This is a genomic window from Cellulosilyticum sp. I15G10I2, from assembly GCF_900095725.1.
GTDB lineage: Bacteria > Bacillota > Clostridia > Lachnospirales > Cellulosilyticaceae > FMMP01.
In genome coordinates, this window is the sequence record NZ_FMMP01000015.1 from 25,829 (window position 1) to 45,976 (window position 20,148).

Sequence of the window (20,148 nt, forward strand, 5' to 3'; positions counted from 1 at the left end):
ATGAAACAAAGAGGATTAGGAAAAGGATTAAACGCACTTTTATCTGATGAAGTATTAACAGCAGGAGAGCAAAGTAATATAGGTATCAAAAAGGTTGACATAAATGAAATAGATCCAAATTTTGGACAACCTAGAAAAAAATTTAGTGAAGAAGAGTTACATGAACTCAGTGTATCTATTAAAGAACATGGCATACTTCAACCACTTATTGTAAGAGAAAAAGGCGGAAGATATGAAATAATAGCAGGTGAAAGACGTTATAGAGCATCAAGAATGGCAGGACTCACTGAAATACCAGTAATTATAAAAGACTTTAGTGATCAACAAACATTAGAAGTTGCACTCGTTGAAAACATCCAAAGAGAAGATTTAAATGCTATGGAGCTTGCATGTGCGTATAGTCTTCTTATGGAAAGATTTGACTTGACGCAAGAAGAAGTAGCAGATAAGGTGGGTAAAAGCAGGCCTTCTGTGGCTAATATCATGAGATTACTAAAACTTACACCTTATGTACAAGAAAAATTAAGAGAAGAAGCGATTAGTTTTGGCCATGCAAGGGCAATACTTGGAATAAGTGATATTAGGAGCCAAAAACAAGTTACTGATCTTATTGTTGAGAAAAGACTAAGTGTAAGAGAAACCGAAAAATATATTCAATTATTATTAACTAAAGATAAGGCATCTCCTAAAGATAAGCCTACGTATAATCCGTTCTATAGAGAGATACAAGAAAACCTACAAAAAATATTAGGAACGAAAGTAACTATTTCTAAGGGTGCTAAAAAAGGAAAAATAGAAATAGAGTATTATTCTGAAGATGAACTATCTAGAATTATAGAGCTTATGAATATTAATCACTAAGAAAACAGCAGTAATAATATTATGATGATTAATAATTTAATAATGCAATGCGTTTTTAATATAATAATTACAATAAAGGAAGCTGGTTAAAATCGATGGAAGAGATGATTTTATTATTAAATAACTATTTATTATATATAGTACTGGGTCTATCAGTATTTACATTAATACTATTTATATTGCTCATTGTGAATTATAGCAAAATGAAAAAAATTCAAAGGCGATATGAGAAGTTTATGTCTAAAGAAGATGTGGATTTAGAAGAATTATTAGTACAGTACACTAAAAAACTTAATATTTTACTTCAAAATGAAAAAGATATTTTTACGAAGATTAAAGAGATAGAGGATATACAGTCACAGTGCATACAAAAAGTTGGGGTTGTAAGATATAAGGCTATTGCTAATACTGGAGCAGATTTATCATTTGCTATAGCACTGTTAGACCAGCAAAATGATGGGGTTGTATTAAATGGTATCTATAGCAGAGATGGTTCTTATACTTATGCAAAGCCAATACAAGATGCAAAATCAACTTATACATTATCAGAAGAAGAACAACAAGCATTACAAAAAGCGATTAACAAAAGAGGTATGTAGATTACTACATACCTCTTTTGTTAATTATTGCTAAAAATAACCTAAAAATTAAAGATGTGAAATCTATATTAACTTAACGGTCTAATAAATATCTTAACAGTAAGCGGACTATTATTTAAAAGTATGAGTTGGTTTTCTAAATAGATAGGCTGTGAAATGCGTAGTTCCGGGTCATAAATAAAATAAAAGAGTGTAGTATAGTCACTAGTTTGACTATAACTGTTTATTGCTTGTAGAAAATCATTTAGCAGCTCTTTATCAGTAGAGCTTCTATGTGTCTTTTTAACTATAAGCGCAATTTTCTCTCGTGGTATGAGAAGTGATCTACACTTATTAAGATCATATGATTGGTTGGTATCTTCATAAACAGCATCAAAATATAAACGGAGCAGAGCTTTAAGCAAATAAAGAATATCTCCGTCAGTATCAATATCTAAAACAGTACCATGATCTGAACGTCTACGAAGTTCTCTAACCACAGAACAAAAGTTGTTACATACCAATTCAACATCACTTATAGTATCAATAGCTGTCATTGGTACTGATGGAGAAAAAGTATTTAATTTTTCGAGAAGAGATGTTGCTTTATCAACTACCTCTTTTAATTTAACGCGTTCTGCCAGCATGTCATAGGCCTCATAAGAACCCTGCCTGTTATGTAGGGATTGAGAAGAAGCAATTTCTATAGGTGATATATTGATTTCTCTATAGTGGGAAGCCAAAGATAAAAGTTTATTAAACTGAGTACAATAAATATCATAGCGTAGCCAGGTACGGTTTTTATAATCTAAAGTTGCCTTATTAATAAGCGTCTGTAGATCTAGCAAAATATCTTTCAAATAGGTCACATCCTTGCATATAAAAGTTTTAAACCTAAAAGTTAGGTCATTTATTCATTAGAATTAGGTAAATTGAGCACAGTACGCAAAAGGTAAATCAATAAAGCTATTTCTATAAAAGTACAAAATATAGTAAGTATATTAAAAAGAAGTATACTTACTATACTAATAAAAAACATAGATAAAATAAGAAGTATATTAATCATACCTATTTGCATAGGTACATGAAATACTATATACTTTTCACGCATAAACCAAGCATAAAAAAAAATAATGAGCTGTATACTCAATAAAATAATAAGATGGAGAAGTATATAACTTGTTAATGGAGAATACCAAGGAAGCATAGGTATTTTAGAAGAAAAAATATAAAAACATGCTCCAAGTATTAGTAATTGCATAAAGTTAGTAATTTTTAAAACTTTAGAAGAAGAAACAATCTTTTTCATCTACAGCCTCCAGAAAAGTTATGTTAAATATATTATACCATATCGTTAAGGAGTGATTGAATATGCTGGAGATTAATAGGCCAGGCAATACCGGCAGGATTAATAAGGATACCCTCATAATTTTTCTGACCCAGAACAAATTTCCAAAGCCAAGCGGCAGGAACTGTTAAAGTACTTATGGTTTCAGGATACCAGGCATTTAACTCCTCATCAGTCGTAAAGACAGGTAAAAATACCTCTCTGTTATCAGTTGAGCAAATTAAAAATTTAAGATCATCACCTTTTTTTATGGTAATTTGATTAGTATTTACATTATCAGAAATAATACCCAATAAATAACTCATTTTATTAAGATGGGTGCCTAAGATATTTTGATTTTTTTCATTAGGACTTACACAGTACTCATCAAATAACTTATAGAATTCATCATTAGATAATGGTGTATTTAAATCAAGAGAGACACTCACTGAATGCTCTGATGCTGCAGTATTATGATTTGGATTTAGATTATAAAAACTATGCATTAATTAGCCTCCTTATATTAAGCATGACTTGTAATTATCATATCATATATAGATTATAGTTTAAATCATTAAAACATAAAATTAAAGGAATTTAACACTATGTCCACTCTGTTCTAGTGCTTGAGCAGCGATAACTAATTTAGATGCTTTGACAAGTATATAGTCGGTATCGTAAGTTGATAAAACAAAGATGCTTACAGATACTTGTGCAAGTATTCTACTTATCTTTGCTAGTATGCCAATTAGTGAAAAATCTAAAACGCCACTCACTTTTAAAATTTTCCAGTCTTTTTCTATGCTTTTTATAGTATCGGTTGCAATTACTTGTTGGTTACATACTACAGAAACTTCATCACTGGTTTTTGTAAGAGAGAAAAAGTCGCTCTTAAATTGTAGCTCATTGATAATATAGTCTGGTAATCCTTTGCAAATACAGTAAACACCTTCTAAGACCTCTAAGTTTAAAGTATAATCCTTCACATAGTACCTCCCTTTACTCAGCTAGTAAACAATGAATTATTTTATACATAAATATATCTATATCATCTCATTTAGATAAGCTAATATCAAGTATTTTAAATAATATAAAAAAAGCAAGCTAAAGTTTATTGACATTTGATGCTTATAAGAGTATTATTGTATTAGTTAATTAATACAATAAGGAGTTGATACAGTGGCATGGGAGTTTGATAACAGCAAACCAATATATATCCAGTTAGTCGATGAACTCAAGCTTAGAATTATATCTGGTATGATGCCAATTGGTTCAAAATTAGATTCAGTTAGAGATTTAGCAGAAGAAGCTGGAGTTAACCCTAATACAATGCAAAGAGCGCTAGCAGAACTAGAAAGAGAACAATTAGTATTTAGTCAGCGTACAAGTGGGCGTTATGTAACTGATGACACAGAGCTTATTAAAAAGATGAGAAAAGACTTTGCAAATCAGAAAATTAATGAGCTTACAACAACACTTCTGCAACTTGGATATAGCAAGAAGGAATTAATAGAGATCGTTACTCTATTTTTAGGGGAGGAATAGTAGATGAGAGATGTAGAACCTATAAATGATTTATATGGGAATACACTTATTACATTGATAAGAGACATGAGACTAAGTGCAGCTCATCAAAAGATCAATAAATTTTCTATGACTTTATTAGAGCTCGGATATAGCAGACAAGAGTTAGTAGAGGGTATTAAAGTATTTTTGGAGGAGGAAAAGTAGATGGGAGATATATTAGAACTACAAGGTGTGAGTAAAGTATATAGCAGTAAAGAAGCTCTTAAGAATATCAATTTAGTTATTCCAAGGGGAAGAATAGTGGGGCTTCTTGGCCCCAATGGCAGTGGAAAAAGTACTATGATTAAGCTAATTAATGGACTTATTGAGCCAACTACAGGAGAGGTAAAGATTAACGGGAAATTTCCTGGTATTGAAACAAAAAAAATCATTTCTTACTTACCCGAAAGAACTTATCTTAATGATTGGATGAAAGTAAAAGACTTATTAGCTTTTTTTCAAGATTTTTATAATGATTTTGATATGAATAAAGCCATAGATATGATAGATAGACTACAAATAGATCAAAATTCCAGTCTCAAAACAATGTCAAAAGGAACAAAAGAAAAAGTACAGCTTATACTTGTAATGTCAAGAGCAGCGGATCTCTATATTTTAGATGAACCAATAGGCGGAGTGGATCCTGCTGCAAGAGACTATATCCTAAAGACAATTATAAAAAACTATACAAATCAAAGCTCTATTCTTTTAGCTACACATCTAATTCAGGAAATAGAAAATATTTGTGATGATATTGTGTTTTTATCACAAGGAAATATTGTGTTACAGGGCAGTGTAGATGACATTAGAGAAGAAAGAGGCAAGTCGATCGATGCATTGTTCAGGGAGGTATTCGTATGCTAAGAAATCTTTTAAAATATGAATTTAAGGCGACTGCCAGGATATTTATACCTATATATATTGCCATATTACTAGTATCAATTGTGAATAGGTTATTTAGGCTAGTTAACATTGAACTAGCATTTAATTTAACAGTTATAGTTTTAGTAAGTTTGTTTATAGCTCTAGGCGTACTTACTATTATAGGAATAGTACAACGGTTTAATAAAAATTTATTATCTGATGAAGGCTATCTTATGTTTACCTTGCCTGTTAGTCCAACAAAGCTTATTGTATCTAAGCTCATAACATCAGTTGTATGGACCATAGTAAGCGGCATCGCTGCACTTCTATCTTTTACTATATTAGTAGTAGATCAAAATTTTATTTTAGAATTTAATAGAATACTGTTAGAAATACAATATTTACTTCAGCAAGATTTCTTTGGAGATAGAATATGGATCATTATACAGATGCCGTTTGTTGGATTAATGAGTTATATTGGCTTTATATTAATGATTTATCTGTCTTTAGCAACAGCACAGTTACCAAAGTTTAATAAACATAGGGGGATTATATCATTTGTAGCCTTCTTCATCTTAAGTACTGCGATTCAGTGGATTACTGTGATTTTATCCCGCATGCTATATCCAACCTATATAAGTGAAGACATTATAATAATAACAACAGTTCTAATAGGAAATATTATATTAAATATATTACTTTTCATAGGTACAGACTATATTTTAAAAAAACATCTGAACTTAGAATAGACAAAGAAGAAGTAATAACAGATAAAAAGATGATCTAAGACGATCATCTTTTTATCTGTTATTAGTTTTAATATATTGTTTTAATGTACTATCTATAGGTACTTGAGACGTGATGATAAGTGGTATATCAAGGTTAATTTGGTGAATATAATGTTGCTAGGATAGGGGCAGGGCAATAACTTCTATGACTGTTAATTGAAGTTTATACTAAGAAGCAGTAATACACTTTATAATAGGTACAACGAGATCTTTATGGGTCCAGTCGTGAGGAGTATCATAACAAGCTAATAAGCTTTTTGAGTCTTCATTTATTTCATCATCTTTTTTTAGTTTAATTTTAGCTTTTAAGGCATTCATCAGAAGTTTGTCAGATGGAGAGAGTTTATTATAATTAAAAGCACCTCTTAAGTAGAAGAAATTTATTTTATCCTTAGGAATGAGTTTAAAGTTATGATTAAAAACCTGGGTAAGGGCTTCAGGATACCCTGGTGAGCAACCCACTGCAAATACAATAATTTTTTTATTTTTTAAGGCTTCATAATTTTTAGTAATAAGCTTAACGCCTTTAATCCCCACTGCATGTAAAGATCCGCCAAATACTATAGTACTATATTTAGTTAAATCAGAAAGTTTAATATGAGAGTCTTCAAATAAGTCAGCATTTATCTCCTTTGCTATCCACGTCGCATAATGCTTTGTACTTCCGTATTTAGAATTATAAATAACAACAGTTAGAGGCACTTCTTTTGACATATAACCAACTCCCACATAAAGTATTATTTCAATAATATTTAAAATTTAGTATTTATATAATAATATCATGAAAAAGTAGCAGTTTTAAATAGCTGCCTTTAAAAAAATTATAAATACTAATTATTCTCAATTGACTTTATGCGTAGAATAATATATTATGTAGAATAGAATTACATAACTGGATGAAGCTGTGCAGAAGAGTGACCATTAATAAATTTTGGTCCACCGAAGGAGTAACACTCTCAGGTACTTATATAAGTGTGACTGTATAGCAGACAGACCTCTGGAGAGACCTTAAGTTATAGGCGCCGAAGGGGCAAAAGTAGGAAACTATTTAATCTCTCAGGCAAAAGGACAGAGCTTTATACAATATCTTATAATTACTTGTTGATAAGTTTACATAAGTCTATTTGAGCTAGCAATAAATAGCTTGTAGTTTTTTTGTGACGCTATCTATAGCATTATAATTATTTGAAATGTATACTCAATAGTCTCATAAAACTTTAGGAACTCCTCTTATTTTAAATCTAATTAAAAGGGAGTTTTTTTTATGGATTTTTTAACTATTCTTAACAACATTAATGATTTTGTGTGGGGGCCCCCACTACTTGCCTTGTTAGTTGGTACAGGTATTTTTCTAACTATAAGGCTGGGACTATTACAAGTTATTAAATTACCACGAGCATTAAAGCTTATATTTACAGCAGAAAATGAAGGTTCAGGTGATATTAATAGCTTTGGAGCACTCTGTACAGCACTTGCTGCAACAGTAGGAACAGGAAATATAGTAGGGGTTTCAACGGCTATAGCTGGTGGAGGACCAGGAGCATTATTCTGGATGTGGGTTGCAGCCTTTTTTGGTATGGCGACTAAATACGCAGAAGGTGTCCTTGCTATTAAATACCGAACAACAGATCAAAATGGAGAAGTATCTGGTGGACCTATGTACTATATCGAAAGAGGTATGGGCAAAAAGTTTAAGCCACTTGCAATTTTCTTTGCAGTTAGTGGTGTTTTAGTTGCACTTCTAGGTGTTGGAACTTTTCCTCAAGTTAATGCTATTAGCCAAAGTATACAATCTACAGTGGGCGTAGATCCTCGTATAACAGGGATAGTTATTGCAGTTTGTGTTGGACTTGTTATTTTTGGAGGCATACAGAGTATTTCAAAGGTTTCAGAAAAGGTTGTACCTTTTATGGCTGTTATTTATATTATTTTTTCAGTAGCTATACTTATTTTTTCAGCAGATCAGATTATTCCTGCTTTAGGATTGGTTTTTAAGGGCGCATTTACACCAAGTGCTGCAATTGGTGGTTTTGGAGGCGCTATGGTAGCTAAGGCGATCCAAATGGGAATTGCAAGAGGTGTATTCTCTAATGAATCTGGACTTGGAAGTGCACCTATCGCTGCTGCGGCAGCAAAAACTAAGTGGGCTGCAGAGCAAGGGCTTATCTCAATGACAGGAACTTTTATTGATACGATTATTATATGTACACTAACAGGACTTAGTATTATTGTAACAGGGGCTTGGCATGGAGGAGCAAAGGGAGCTGTTATAACACAACAAGCTTTTGCAACGATTTTACCAACTATTGGACCTCTTCTTCTTACAATATGTCTTACACTTTTTGCCTTTACAACTATTTTAGGTTGGTGTTACTATGGTGAACGTTGTCTTGAATATGTAGCAGGGGTTAAGGCTATTCAACCATACCGAGTTGTTTTTGTAGTGATGGTTGCTCTCGGAGCATATCTTAAATTAGAAGCTATTTGGATCTTAGCAGATATCTTTAATGGGCTTATGGCACTTCCTAACCTTATTGCTCTTCTTGCCTTATCAGGTGTAATTGTGGCTGAAACAAAAGCTTATATGGCATATGTAGCAAATAAATAAAAACTAAATAGTTATTACATAATAAAGACGTTATAAAATAATCTTAAGTTATTAAAGATTATTTTATAACGTCTTGTTTTGTAATTATTAGGAGTTCCAATTAAGTTCATTGAGAACTTTTATATTATTTTGTGATAAAAGTTCAGCAGTTAAGCCGTTACCTTCTATCATATTACCACTGAAAGTTCCATCATATATATAGCCATATCCACACGAAGGGCTTTTAGATTTAAGTATAGCTGTGGTAATATCTAGTGACTGACATATTTCTAAAGTTTTTTTTGCGCCTAGTTTAAAGCCAGCAGTTACGTCTTTATTAGTTTTACTGGCTACTTTATACGCAGCCTTATCTGTTTGAATGATTTCAGAGCATTCTCGTGGACAGCTTAAACCACCTAGCAGTTCAGGACATACAGGAATAGCTTGGCCACTTTGAAAGAGTTCTTCTAAAGCAGTATCTGATACATTCTTACCGTCATATCTACATTTTACACCAACTAAACAAGCACTTACTAAATACATAAAACCCTCCTTTGAAATGGATAGTGAATACTAGGTATCTCAATCGTATTAGTGGATATAAGGCTATTGTGATTCAATGGATCTAGAGTTATGCAACTGATTACTTAATAAGGCTTGATAAGAGGATAGAATATTATCAGGCAGGTCTATGTGAACGATATAACCTTTACCTTTAGGACCGTATCCAAGCGCATTATCCTGTAGTCGTGGGATCTCTCCCATAAGTAATGAAATAAATCTTTCAGTGGACCAAGCTTCTTCTATCATGCCATTAATAAGTGGCTTATTATCTTTAAGTGATAAAAGAGGAACTATGGGCGCATAGTTGATAAATAGTACATCTTCAGTCTGCCATTCTTTTAGGAAGGAGGCATAGGTTCTGAGCTGCATAGTAGGATCCTGCATAAGTATAAAGGTATGAGCCTTAATGCCGTATTCTTTAAAAAGTAAGTACGCATTTTTTGCATTAGAGCCACAATTTGTAGATAAATTTTCTATGAGAATAGCATCAGGCGGAATATGATGAAACTTAACAAGTATATCACTATAAATATCAGCCTCAGATCTATTATTAATTTCTATTTTATTATATTTGGAATGCTTACGAATATTATCATACAAATACTGAGTAGAGTGGCCGATACCGCCAACTACCAGTATTTTTTTTACGAGACCTTCTTTAAAAGCATTTGCAGCAAGATCAACTGTATAAATAAGGCTGCTTCCTAAAAGGATTAATACATCAGCGAACTCTAAGTTGTATTTTTTGGAGAGCTCTTCCTTATTTAACGCAGGTAAATCTCTAAGGGCCAAAAATCTTGAGATCTGATTAAGACTTTTTACTTGCTCATTATTAAAGCTGGTTTGAGTACACATTATAACCTCTTTCAAAAATTTAATGGCTGTAATAGAAGTTTATATATTAAGAAGTTATTAAGAAAAACTTCTTAATATATAAATCGATGGATATACCTACTATAATACCTATAAGATAGGCGAATAGGTCACTCCATAGAAACCCATATCCTAATATAAGTCCGCCCAGTGTTGTCTGTCTAAGCGCATCAATCCATGGCGCATGGTAGAGTTGACTTGCTTCGATAAGATAGCAAAACAATACTCCAAAGAGAGCTATAGACATTGTCTTCATTTTTTTAAATACAAAAGCAAAACCAAGAAAGATCATAAGCGCCCATAAAGCATCACCCAGATAGGTATTCAATAAATCTGGAAGCATAGCAGAAAATTTCCTTGAAGCAAGGCCTAGAAATATTACAAAAATAGTTAAAAGCATATATAATATTCTATTACGTTTATACATAGTACTTATTCTTGTAAATCTTAGTTTTATAAACTAAAATTAGGTTCATTTTTTAGTAAAGGCATTAGACCATCTAAATGTTCTAATTGTTCAGCTGTTCCCGTAGCGGCAATCCAACAGCTTCCTTCAGCTCCGCATACGCCGCCGCAAGCTACAAGTTCAGGGTATGCCCCAGTTAATAAACGTACAGCATCTAATTCAGTGATAATATTTCCTGAGACAGGCATGTATCTTGGCCCAGATGCATTAGGAGAATTGAGTTTGCGAGCTATTTTATGGATATCTCCTGAAATGCGTTTTTCTAGTCCTACAGGTAAATATAATTCAACTCTTTTTCCAATTACTGCTTGAAGTGCAGCACTAATCGTTCCTCCGGTGGGGTGCCCTATATATATTGCAGCTTGCTGAGATTCTACATTGACTGCATTTGCACCTTTTATAATAATATCGCCTTGTTGTAAACTGTCAGCCACGTCAAATATAGTTTTTCCTTTATCCCATTTACCTTTTACGATAACTACATCGCCTAAAAATTGATTTTGATCGCTTGGAGAGCTACTAGCATTAGCGGGTGTTTTGACTGGGGGTAAAGTAATGCCTCTAAAAAAGTTTTTCATAGAAAAATCAGAAGCCTGTCCAATTTTACTTAAGAACTCCTCAGCTACATAAGCATTTGTTGTACCGGCAACAATAACAATAGTCCTATTTTCTAAAGCATCAGCAATAGAAGCACTAGATAATAATGCTTTAGCAATTAATCTTTTGCCTGCAGCAGGAGATAATAAATATTGTTTAGTTATTAGGTTAGCATTGTTCATTGATAAAAACCTCCTTTTAATATAGGGATAATTTATAAAACATAACTTTAACTATAATGAATTCATTTAAGGCACTTTCACTTAAAATTGCAGTATTTCTAGATACATGCTACATTTATAAATGTATGCATGTAGGTATTTAATATTTTTATTATAGCATAGTTTATACTATAGATTGTATTGAAAAATTAAACTTTTAGGAGGAGTCGAAATGAAAAATAGAAGGCTTGGCAAAACTGAATTTAATATTTCAGAAGTAGCATTAGGAACATGGCAATTGGGAGGGCGCTGGGGTGATCCATTTGATGAAAAAGAAGCGAGAAATATTTTGGAAGCTGCTTATGAAAAGGGCATAAATTTTATAGATACTGCGGATGTCTATAATGGTGGAAAAAGTGAGAAGGCTATTGGTGAGTTTATTAAAGCACATAAGGACAATATCTATGTTGCTACAAAGTGTGGCAGAAGATTAGATCCTCATGCTACTTCAGGGTATAATGAAGCCAATATACGCAGATTTGCAGAAGATAGCTTGAAGAACCTAGACGTAGAAAAATTAGATCTTTTGCAACTACATTGTCCACCTACGGAAGTTTTTCACAATCCAGAAGTATTTTATATTCTTGATTGCTTAAAACAAGAAGGCAAAATATTGAATTATGGTGTCAGCGTTGAACGCATAGAAGAAGGACTTAAGGCAATGGATTATAAGGGGGTAGCTTCTATTCAGATTATATTTAATATGTTTCGTCAGCGCCCAGCTGAAGTGCTATTTGAAAGGGCTCAAAAAGAAGACGTAGGGATCATAGCCCGTGTACCTTTAGCAAGTGGCTTGCTTACAGGAAAGTTCGATGAAAATTCTACTTTTAATAGTGGAGATCATCGCTTCTATAACCGCAATGGTGAAAGATTTAGTAAAGGCGAGACTTTTTCTGGTGTAGAGTATGAAAAAGGTCTTATGGCAGTTAACAAACTTAAAGAAATTTTTAAAACAGATCAGATTGCACTTTATGCACTTAAGTGGATTTTGATGTTTGATGAAGTGACAACAGTCATTCCAGGAGCAAGCAGAACGGCACAGGTAAATACGAATGTTGAAGTAGAAAAGCTTCCTGATCTAACGGATGAACAAATGAAACAAGTAAAGGCTATTTATGAAGAATATATTAAAGAAGATATACATCATCTGTGGTAGAGCATAAGAGGTGTAGCAGGGCATTATGATGCCTCACCAAGAATAAACCCCTTGAAATTTAATTTCAGGGGTTTTATTCAGTTTATTTATAGGGCATGTTTATGCCTAGGTGTATTTTAAACGAATATTTTATATGATATAATATTTTCAGAATATATTTTTAAATTATGGAGGAGAGATATGTTTTTTTATTTTATAATAAGTCTATTGTGTACAGCTATAGGAATGAAATACTTTATAGTTTTATTAAGAAATTCTCAATTTTTAAAAAGAGAAGACAAGATTGATACTATAAAAAAGTCATGTATTAAAGAACTCCATAAAAACAAGCAAAATACGTTAACTATGGGCGGCGTAGTGATGAATGGTGTATTACTCATTATGAGTGTTGCTTATTACTTAATCAATAAAGAAATCCTTTGGATTAATCTTTTTATTATTCTATATGGTGCATTAGGGTTTATCGACGATTATATAAAAGTTAAGAAGGTGAAAGACGGCGTTACGGCAAGACTAAAATTAGTAGGGTTAACCCTGATAAGTATTCTAACTGTTATCTATTTGATTTATTCAAATGAAATAATTACAACTATAGCTATTCCGTTTATCAATAATAATTTCAAGCTCCATATAATAGTTTATTCATTAATGATGATACTACTTTTAGTTGTAACAACGAATAGTGTCAATATTACAGATGGACTTGATGGTTTAGCACTGGGCATATCATCGATAATATTAATATTTATTAGTGTAGTTGCATGGCAATCTGGAAAAAACGACGTTTTATATAGTGCCATGATTATATTAGGAACATGTTTAGGCTCGTTAATATATAATAAATATCCAGCAAAAATATTTATTGGAGATACGGGCGCGCTGTTTCTAGGGGGAGCAATTGCTATTTTTATGATCGCGTTAAATATTCCTGTATGGAGCATGCTTGTACTTATTGTTTGCTTATGGGAAATGCTAACGGTTATTATACAACTTGCATCAATAAAACTAACAGGAAAGAAAGTTTTCAAAATAGCACCTTATCATCATCATCTAGAGAAATGTGGTTGGAAGGAAACAGAGATAGTCTATACCTTTTGGCTAATAACAGGAGTTTTTTGCATAATAAGCTATATAGGGGTAGGAGGGATTTTGTTTTGAAAATTATGTTTACATGTGGTGGAACGGGAGGTCATATTTACCCAGCTATAGCCTTATATGAAGCATTTAGAAAAAGCCATAAGCATATAGACTATTTATTTGTTGGTTCTGATTATGGCTTAGAAAAAGACATTATGAAAAATGAAGGTATACCTATAGAATGTATAAAATCTAGGGGGATAAAAAGAAGTTTATCACTAAGTAACATAAAGTCAGGAATATGTAATTTCATTGCATTCTTTCAAGCAAAGAAAATTATAAGTAAGTTCAAGCCAGATCTTGTTATAAGCACAGGGGCTTATCCAACCTTTCATATTACCTATTTTGCTACAAAAAAGGAGATACCTGTTTTCTTAATAGAGAGTAATAGTATGCCTGGTTTTGTAACCAGGTTGTTTTCTAATAAAGCAAGAAAAGTATTTATTAACTCTAAAATAACTTTAAATTATTTAAAAAATCAATCTAACATTGAAGTTGTAGGGATTCCCTTAAGAATAGTAAATAGCCATAAGAAAATAGAACAAATTTTCAAGGAACAAAACTTAAACAAAGAAGAAAAGGTAGTGACAGTAATAGGTGGAAGTTGTGGCTCAAAAAAAATTAACGAATGCCTCATGGATATCATTAATCATAGAGAGCTAAACTATCAAATCATATGGGCTACAGGTAAGAATAATTATAGCGGTATTATGGAGGGGCTTAATAAAGAACATAATAAAGTGAAAGTAATGCCTTATATTAATAATATGAGTGAAATCTTAAAAATAACAGATTTGATGATTTGCAGAGCAGGTGCGATGACTATTGAAGAAATCAAAGCATTTGCTATTCCTGCAATACTTGTCCCCTTTGCAAAAGCTACAGATAATCATCAGCATATTAATGCTTTAGAACTAAAAAATGCCGGGGCCGCTGAGATACTAGAAGAGAAGAATACGGATGCAAATATGTTATATGAAAAAATCAATAAAATCATTACTAATGATGAGACTTTAAAGGTAATGAAGAAGAACTATGAGTTGATTAAGAGTAATCACTCAAAAGAAAAAATAGTAGAAATAATATGGGATGAAATGAGGAGAGACGGGTGTTAAACGTAGGAATATTAGGTGCAACAGGCTATTCAGGGCAAGAATTAATAAGGCTTCTTCATCATCATAAAGAGGTTACAATAAAAAAAATAATATCAGATACTTATAAAGAAAAACAATATAAATTTGTATATAGAAACTTTGTAGGATTTAATGAGGAACTATGTAAACAGGTAGAGTGGGATAGCTTGACGGATGACATAGACCTATTATTTTCTGCTCTTCCCTATGGCGTTTTAATGGAAAAGTTAACTTACGATATGATGCAAAAAGTAAAGATAATTGATATTGGTGTAGACTATAGATTTATGGATAAGGAAACCTATAAGGCGTATTATCATAAAGAACATAAATCAATAGAACTTGTAAATAAGTTTACATATGGGTTGAGCGAATGGAATGAAGAACGTATAAAAGAGAGCAGCTATGTAGCAAGTCCTGGATGTTATGCAACGGCCATTCAATTGGCATTATTACCTTTAATCAAAGAAAATATGATTGAAACGGATATAATAGTAGATGGCAAATGTGGTTTATCAGGCGGTGGAAGAACATTGACAGTTGGGACGCATTTTGCAGAGGCTAATGAATCAACAAAAGCTTATAAAATTAATAATCATCCCCATAGTTTTGAAGCCAAAAAGGGGATTGAATATTTTACTGATGAAAGTGTATCATTGACCTTTACACCACATATAGTACCCATGCAAAGAGGAATGCTTATAACAGCGTATTTAGAATTAAAAAGTAAAGTGAGTCATCAAACCATAAAAGAAATATATAATGAATATTATAAAACAAAACCATTCATTGAGGTCTTAGATCAGGGAATCTATGTAGAAACGAAATGGGTAAAAAATTCTAATATGTGCCACATAAATTTTGAAGTTAACGAAGAAACTAATAAGCTTATTGTAGTTGCTGCAATAGATAATTTAATTAAAGGTGCAGCTGGACAAGCAGTACAGAACATGAATATTATGTTTGGCTATCCTCAAAACATGGGACTTGACTATATACCAATCTGCATATAATCAAGCTTCATCTGTCTGATATTCTTATTTAATAACTGCAATTCCTTCGATTTGTACTAATCAATGAGCATCTACAAAGTCAGAGGTAATAACTGTCCGAACGGGGTATTTATTATCTATTAAAAGTATTAGTAGAAAGTTGAAAATATTGGTATTAATAGTCCAACTGCAATGACTAAAAGTCCGGTCAGTTGTGTCATGAATATAAAAAATTCACTGGGCTCACCACCCTCAACAACTAAAAAATATTTTAGATGCCAATAGCCTCTTGGAAAAGCTACTTGAGAGGTTCCCAAAAAAATTAGGAAGCAAGAGTAAAGTATTAAATTAACTATACCAACTTCCGACATATAATCAACGGCAGCAATAACCTCTCGAATAAGTTTAGTCTCGAATACTTCATCAATTTTATTGGATTCTTCTGGGGGATAGCTACCACTTACAGATATTGAAAGGAGCTCTTTCTCATAAAGTAATTGTTCATTCACATAAGTTTTAGCGGTCATACTCGATAGATCATTAACTTGACGAATTACTTTGTCTTTATATTCAAAAATAAGTGTTCCGCTAAAAATAGTTAAGTTTCTTCTACCGTCATTATTATAAGCTTTTAAAACAACACCATTTTCGTCTCTAAAATACCATGTCCCACTATTTACACTATCATACTTAAAACGTAAACCATCTATAACAAAAGTTTTTTGATTAATATCAGTGATACTTGCAATGATAATATTAAGTGTTATTAAACCAAGCAGCATAATTAAAAAAACCTTTAAGCCGCCATACTTTTCTATGTACTTATTGATAAGTTTCATTCTATACCTCTTTTCAAAGTCCTATACTTCATTATAAGTTATACTTTATGCGATACCAAATAGCGATAGAGTACTTTAAGTCAGATGCTTAAAACATTTTCTTATAATTAAAGGGCATTTAGATATGCGAGATTGATATCTTTTATTGAATCAACTGTTATGTCAGCTTTTGATAAGTCTTGATTGCCGGAATTTGGGTTGCAAAAACCTATGCACTTCATCCCGGCAGATTTAGCAGCCAGCGTACCATTTTTAGAATCCTCAATGACTACACACTGATCACTCTTTAAATGAAGTAATTCAGCTGTTTTAATATAGATATCAGGAGCGGGTTTGCCTTGTGGCACTTCCTCTCCGCTTACAATAACTGAAAAGTAATCTAGGATATTAAATTTTGTCAGTACGGCCTTAATAAAAGGCATGGCAGATGAAGAAGCTAACGCTATTTGAATATTATGCACAGCCAAAGTGTGCAATAGTTCAGTAATCCCTTCAATAGGCGCTATAGTCATAGTATTTATACGTTCTATTTTAGCCTTTAATTGACTATCAAGAATAGCTTCGACTGTTTGCTTTAAATCATAGGGGACTTTAAGCTCAGCCCACATTTCAGGGCTTGTCATGCCCACATATTTATCTAGCTCTTCTTTTGTAATTGTAACACCAGAGTCGTTCATAGTGGCTTCATCCACTTCAAAGTGAATAGGCTCACTATCAATAATAACCCCATCCATGTCAAATATGACAGCCCCTATCATGAAAATAACTCCTCTAATGCTCTAGCAGCTGTATAAATGCTTCCAACGCCAGAAATAAAGTATGTGACACGAAGCGTATCCATAATTTCTTCCTTTGAAGCACCGGCTTCTATTGCGCGTTTAGCTAAGGTTTTGACACCATCAACAGCTCCGTGTGATGCGTCTAGAGCCAATGCAATCAGCAGTTTTTCTTTTAAGGGAAGCGTACTTTCTTTAAAAGCCAGCGCTCTTGATGCTGTTATAGTATTAAATAACTCTTCATCGTTTTTTTGAATGATTTCTAATGGATTTTTATTCATTGTTTTAATCTCCTTTTAATTAGTGGTTTTATAATAGTAATACGATGCTACAATATATTCATTACCTTATAGGACAAAAATTAGTCTAAAGTTTGAGAGGTAAATAGTTTATTAATAAGAAAAGGTTTGCCATGGGCAGGATATATTTTTTTTGCCCCATATTCTTTTAATCTATTCCAACTCTTATAGACTTCTTCGATATTGTCTATATATATAGGTCTGTACTTAATACCGCACCACTGTAAAAAGTTCATAGCAGCATCACCAACGAAGGCGTTACCATTATCAAGAACAACAGATATAGAATCATCAGTATGGCCAGGTGTATAGATGATTTTGCCATTGATACCTATTTGTCTAAGAATCTCTGATTGATCATCAGAGATAATAACATCGCTATTAGAGAGATCTACAGATGGATACTCAAAATTTTTATGAAATAAAAGAAAGGCAGAGAAAACAAATTTAATACGTTTATTTACTGGAGACATAGAATCTAGAGAGACGCCATTTTTTAAAGGAACTACAGCATTTTTATGTACTATTAGCCTGCACCCAGCTGCTTTAACAAGGTGTGCTGCAAATCCTGCATGATCATCATGATGATGAGTTAATAAAAGATACTTGATTTTAGAAAGGACTATGCCCAGCTTATTCATTATTTTAACAAATTTATGATAGTCACTGGAATAGCCAGTATCGATCAATAAGTAGCCATCAGCGCATGCTAGTAAATAGCATTTAGTGATACCTAGGTCCAAACAATAAAAAGATTGATTCATTAAAGAACTCCCTTCTTTAATATAAAATACCTAATTAATCCTGTCCATATTGCCTTTCGTGATTTCTTTTTGAAAACAGCACATAGAGAAAAGGAAGAAAAAAGGTCGGGATAATACATAGATAAGCATTTAAGTCTGATAGTTGTATTAAAACGCCAAAGGCGCTTGAGTATATTTTTAAAGGAACAAAGAGAACTAAATCCACAAACATCATAAGAGGGTTGAGGCCCATAGTTTGAAATAACTGCTCCAAGGCGAATACAGTAATATAATAAATACTTACAACTGCTGCAGATTTTGCAGTTTCCTTTCGCGTCATATCCTTAAAGCAGAAAATACCTGTAATCACAAATAATATGAGAGACGATATGGCCTCTAATGTTGTTATCATGGTTTCCATTTCAAAAGTGAATTCAGATGTAACTTTTACGGTGCTGAAAATGTATATGTAAGAAATAATAGATAGAATAATCCCTGTAACAATAGAAATAATCATAATTCTCCAGAGTTTTTTCTGCATGCTACACCCCCTTTTTTAATACTAATTTCAAGCCAAAGCCAATCATAACGAGGCCAACTATTACGTTTAAGATATCTAATAACAATTGTGATAAGAAAGTATTTATAACACTACCTGCAAGGGCAATTCCACTAAGAAAAATAACTGTGGCTAGGATGCAACCTATCCCAAATAAAATAAGTTGATATTTATCCATTTTTTTATCAATAGCTTCTGCTGAGAATACGCCACTCCAAAAGATAACGGTAAGAGGATTTGAAGCAGTAAGGAGAATGCCATAAAAGAAAATGTTTTTTGCACTCATATTAGAGAACAACTGTATACTTGGGAGAATAGAATAATTAAAAACATTTATTATGATATTAAATCCAAATAACGTAAGAATAAGACACCCAAATATTTTAATAAATTGCTGTATTCTGGTATTCTTTAAAACAGCAGCCACTCCACATCCTGCTAATGCAATATATGTAGCATCAACCAGTGAGATTGCACAAACTAAAACTAACCCCATTAATATTCCGTAGGTACCAGATGTATTAAAAACCATCAAACACATGGGACCAATTGATAATTGTAGCAACATCCCAAATTTAAGACCTTTTATGAGCATATAGTCACCTCTAGAGTTATACCATTAAATAGCTACATTTTTATCTTTTAACTATCGTTAAGATAAGTTATCACAAATATTCTAAATTTTATATGAATAATATACCATACTTTAAATAGAATAAAAAGAAATAGAATTTCATTTATGTTAAATTTTTCATAATAAATGCCGATATATAATATATATAAACTAAAGAAGGAAGCGTGATAAAAGTGGTGATTAATGTGACGTAAAGCGAGTGGTGTTGAAGGAGGCGAAGACTATGATGAATATCATATCAAGTATTGTTAATTCCGGGTATATAGTGGATCGGGCAGTGGTTAAAAATACTTCTGTCAACGAAGGTTCTTTTCAAAATGCTTTGCAGGAGGAAAGAGGCAAGATTAAAAAGGTAAGCGAAGCGAGTAGTTTAAAGCCCTATGGCAGAAATGAAATTAATGATGAAGAAAAATATAAGTCAGTCAAAAAAACAACACATCAGGATAGCGCAGTTGCAGTTGCAATGGCAGTGATGAAAAGTACAATAATAGTTAATCCAATTAGATCAGATAGTGAAGTAGAGGATAAAGTAAAACTTATAAACTTAGTAAAGACCAAAAATGCTTATCACATTTAAGGAAGGTAAAT

27 protein-coding genes and 2 riboswitches are annotated in these 20,148 nt (G+C 32.4%); of the genes, 12 read left to right on the forward strand and 15 right to left on the reverse strand.

The annotated features are described in order from the left end of the window. Both BN3326_RS14240 and BN3326_RS14245 read left to right on the forward strand, forming a co-directional pair. Window positions 1-861 carry a ParB/RepB/Spo0J family partition protein gene (locus tag BN3326_RS14240; protein WP_069999917.1) on the forward strand — a complete coding sequence of 287 codons (861 nt, stop codon included), beginning with the start codon at window positions 1-3 and terminating at the stop codon, window positions 859-861. A gap of 104 nt (window positions 862-965) precedes the next feature. Beyond that, on the forward strand, window positions 966-1,460 hold the full coding sequence (locus tag BN3326_RS14245; protein ID WP_242876008.1) for a DUF4446 family protein: 495 nt from the start codon (window positions 966-968) through the stop codon (window positions 1,458-1,460). Window positions 1,461-1,528: 68 nt separating this feature from the next. Here the strand turns inward: BN3326_RS14245 and BN3326_RS14250 are convergent, their stop codons facing one another. The 4 genes from BN3326_RS14250 to BN3326_RS14265 all read right to left on the reverse strand — a co-directional run bounded on the left by BN3326_RS14250 (window position 1,529) and on the right by BN3326_RS14265 (window position 3,752). Next, complete coding sequence (locus tag BN3326_RS14250; RefSeq protein WP_069999919.1) at window positions 1,529-2,299, reverse strand: PD-(D/E)XK nuclease domain-containing protein; 771 nt, start codon at window positions 2,297-2,299, stop codon at window positions 1,529-1,531. Between the two features lie 50 nt (window positions 2,300-2,349). Continuing rightward, entirely contained in the window at window positions 2,350-2,748 is a 399-nt protein-coding gene (locus BN3326_RS14255) for a hypothetical protein (RefSeq protein ID WP_069999920.1), read from the reverse strand. 32 nt (window positions 2,749-2,780) lie between these two features. Next, the gene (locus BN3326_RS14260; RefSeq protein ID WP_069999921.1) at window positions 2,781-3,272 is read right to left on the reverse strand and encodes an SseB family protein; all 492 of its coding nucleotides are present in this window, start codon (window positions 3,270-3,272) and stop codon (window positions 2,781-2,783) included. Between the two features lie 81 nt (window positions 3,273-3,353). Beyond that, on the reverse strand, window positions 3,354-3,752 hold the full coding sequence (locus BN3326_RS14265) for an ACT domain-containing protein (RefSeq protein WP_069999922.1): 399 nt from the start codon (window positions 3,750-3,752) through the stop codon (window positions 3,354-3,356). 193 nt (window positions 3,753-3,945) lie between these two features. Between BN3326_RS14265 and BN3326_RS14270 the strand changes: the two genes are divergently transcribed. Genes BN3326_RS14270 through BN3326_RS14285 form a run of 4 tightly spaced genes read left to right on the forward strand, consistent with a single transcriptional unit; the run spans window position 3,946 to window position 5,945 of the window. After that, the gene (locus BN3326_RS14270) at window positions 3,946-4,311 is read left to right on the forward strand and encodes a GntR family transcriptional regulator (RefSeq protein ID WP_069999923.1); all 366 of its coding nucleotides are present in this window, start codon (window positions 3,946-3,948) and stop codon (window positions 4,309-4,311) included. A gap of 3 nt (window positions 4,312-4,314) precedes the next feature. Continuing rightward, the gene (locus tag BN3326_RS14275) at window positions 4,315-4,497 is read left to right on the forward strand and encodes a hypothetical protein (protein WP_069999924.1); all 183 of its coding nucleotides are present in this window, start codon (window positions 4,315-4,317) and stop codon (window positions 4,495-4,497) included. After that, complete coding sequence (locus tag BN3326_RS14280) at window positions 4,498-5,196, forward strand: ABC transporter ATP-binding protein (RefSeq protein ID WP_069999925.1); 699 nt, start codon at window positions 4,498-4,500, stop codon at window positions 5,194-5,196. Further along, window positions 5,190-5,945, forward strand: coding sequence for a hypothetical protein (locus BN3326_RS14285; RefSeq protein WP_069999926.1), 756 nt, complete (start codon window positions 5,190-5,192; stop codon window positions 5,943-5,945). The genes BN3326_RS14280 and BN3326_RS14285 overlap by 7 nt, the downstream gene beginning before the upstream one ends. 207 nt (window positions 5,946-6,152) lie before the next feature. Here the strand turns inward: BN3326_RS14285 and BN3326_RS14290 are convergent, their stop codons facing one another. Then, window positions 6,153-6,698 carry a flavodoxin domain-containing protein gene (locus tag BN3326_RS14290; protein WP_069999927.1) on the reverse strand — a complete coding sequence of 182 codons (546 nt, stop codon included), beginning with the start codon at window positions 6,696-6,698 and terminating at the stop codon, window positions 6,153-6,155. A 183-nt stretch (window positions 6,699-6,881) separates the two neighbouring features. Continuing rightward, window positions 6,882-6,970, forward strand: a riboswitch (glycine riboswitch). Between the two features lies 1 nt (window position 6,971). After that, window positions 6,972-7,066, forward strand: a riboswitch (glycine riboswitch). A gap of 182 nt (window positions 7,067-7,248) precedes the next feature. Here BN3326_RS14290 and BN3326_RS14295 point away from each other — a divergent pair. Next, window positions 7,249-8,592: an alanine/glycine:cation symporter family protein gene (locus BN3326_RS14295; RefSeq protein ID WP_069999928.1), complete on the forward strand. Its 1,344-nt coding sequence runs from the start codon at window positions 7,249-7,251 to the stop codon at window positions 8,590-8,592. 87 nt (window positions 8,593-8,679) lie between these two features. Here the strand turns inward: BN3326_RS14295 and BN3326_RS14300 are convergent, their stop codons facing one another. From BN3326_RS14300 to BN3326_RS14315, 4 genes are all read right to left on the reverse strand, one after another. Beyond that, window positions 8,680-9,114, reverse strand: a complete 435-nt coding sequence (locus BN3326_RS14300; RefSeq protein ID WP_069999929.1) for a 2-thiouracil desulfurase family protein — start codon at window positions 9,112-9,114, stop codon at window positions 8,680-8,682. A 63-nt stretch (window positions 9,115-9,177) separates the two neighbouring features. Continuing rightward, on the reverse strand, window positions 9,178-9,990 hold the full coding sequence (locus BN3326_RS14305; protein ID WP_069999930.1) for a YdcF family protein: 813 nt from the start codon (window positions 9,988-9,990) through the stop codon (window positions 9,178-9,180). A 46-nt stretch (window positions 9,991-10,036) separates the two neighbouring features. After that, the gene (locus BN3326_RS14310) at window positions 10,037-10,351 is read right to left on the reverse strand and encodes a ribosomal maturation YjgA family protein (protein ID WP_330389722.1); all 315 of its coding nucleotides are present in this window, start codon (window positions 10,349-10,351) and stop codon (window positions 10,037-10,039) included. 110 nt (window positions 10,352-10,461) lie between these two features. Then, window positions 10,462-11,253 carry a hypothetical protein gene (locus tag BN3326_RS14315; RefSeq protein ID WP_069999932.1) on the reverse strand — a complete coding sequence of 264 codons (792 nt, stop codon included), beginning with the start codon at window positions 11,251-11,253 and terminating at the stop codon, window positions 10,462-10,464. A 211-nt stretch (window positions 11,254-11,464) separates the two neighbouring features. On the opposite strand from BN3326_RS14315, the gene BN3326_RS14320 reads away from it, so the two are divergent. The 4 genes from BN3326_RS14320 to argC all read left to right on the forward strand — a co-directional run bounded on the left by BN3326_RS14320 (window position 11,465) and on the right by argC (window position 15,731). After that, on the forward strand, window positions 11,465-12,448 hold the full coding sequence (locus BN3326_RS14320; protein WP_069999933.1) for an aldo/keto reductase: 984 nt from the start codon (window positions 11,465-11,467) through the stop codon (window positions 12,446-12,448). Between the two features lie 180 nt (window positions 12,449-12,628). After that, the gene (mraY, locus tag BN3326_RS14325) at window positions 12,629-13,606 is read left to right on the forward strand and encodes a phospho-N-acetylmuramoyl-pentapeptide-transferase (RefSeq protein ID WP_069999934.1); all 978 of its coding nucleotides are present in this window, start codon (window positions 12,629-12,631) and stop codon (window positions 13,604-13,606) included. 5 nt (window positions 13,607-13,611) lie between these two features. Continuing rightward, the gene (gene murG, locus BN3326_RS14330; protein WP_242876009.1) at window positions 13,612-14,700 is read left to right on the forward strand and encodes an undecaprenyldiphospho-muramoylpentapeptide beta-N-acetylglucosaminyltransferase; all 1,089 of its coding nucleotides are present in this window, start codon (window positions 13,612-13,614) and stop codon (window positions 14,698-14,700) included. After that, complete coding sequence (argC, locus tag BN3326_RS14335) at window positions 14,694-15,731, forward strand: N-acetyl-gamma-glutamyl-phosphate reductase (protein ID WP_069999936.1); 1,038 nt, start codon at window positions 14,694-14,696, stop codon at window positions 15,729-15,731. The genes murG and argC overlap by 7 nt, the downstream gene beginning before the upstream one ends. A 128-nt stretch (window positions 15,732-15,859) precedes the next feature. Here argC and BN3326_RS14340 read toward each other — a convergent pair whose 3' ends face one another. The 6 genes from BN3326_RS14340 to BN3326_RS14365 form a co-directional block, all read right to left on the reverse strand. After that, entirely contained in the window at window positions 15,860-16,549 is a 690-nt protein-coding gene (locus tag BN3326_RS14340) for a DUF6199 family natural product biosynthesis protein (protein ID WP_069999937.1), read from the reverse strand. A gap of 107 nt (window positions 16,550-16,656) precedes the next feature. Further along, the gene (locus BN3326_RS14345; protein ID WP_069999938.1) at window positions 16,657-17,307 is read right to left on the reverse strand and encodes an HAD family hydrolase; all 651 of its coding nucleotides are present in this window, start codon (window positions 17,305-17,307) and stop codon (window positions 16,657-16,659) included. Continuing rightward, entirely contained in the window at window positions 17,304-17,606 is a 303-nt protein-coding gene (locus tag BN3326_RS14350; protein ID WP_069999939.1) for a carboxymuconolactone decarboxylase family protein, read from the reverse strand. Before BN3326_RS14350 ends, BN3326_RS14345 begins: the two co-directional genes overlap by 4 nt. A gap of 80 nt (window positions 17,607-17,686) precedes the next feature. Then, the gene (locus tag BN3326_RS14355) at window positions 17,687-18,388 is read right to left on the reverse strand and encodes an MBL fold metallo-hydrolase (RefSeq protein ID WP_069999940.1); all 702 of its coding nucleotides are present in this window, start codon (window positions 18,386-18,388) and stop codon (window positions 17,687-17,689) included. A 34-nt stretch (window positions 18,389-18,422) separates the two neighbouring features. Next, the gene (locus BN3326_RS14360; protein ID WP_069999941.1) at window positions 18,423-18,908 is read right to left on the reverse strand and encodes a hypothetical protein; all 486 of its coding nucleotides are present in this window, start codon (window positions 18,906-18,908) and stop codon (window positions 18,423-18,425) included. A gap of 1 nt (window position 18,909) precedes the next feature. After that, window positions 18,910-19,494: a LysE family translocator gene (locus BN3326_RS14365; protein WP_242876007.1), complete on the reverse strand. Its 585-nt coding sequence runs from the start codon at window positions 19,492-19,494 to the stop codon at window positions 18,910-18,912. 289 nt (window positions 19,495-19,783) lie between these two features. Between BN3326_RS14365 and BN3326_RS14370 the strand changes: the two genes are divergently transcribed. Then, window positions 19,784-20,137, forward strand: a complete 354-nt coding sequence (locus tag BN3326_RS14370; protein ID WP_069999943.1) for a hypothetical protein — start codon at window positions 19,784-19,786, stop codon at window positions 20,135-20,137. Window positions 20,138-20,148: the final 11 nt, after the last annotated feature.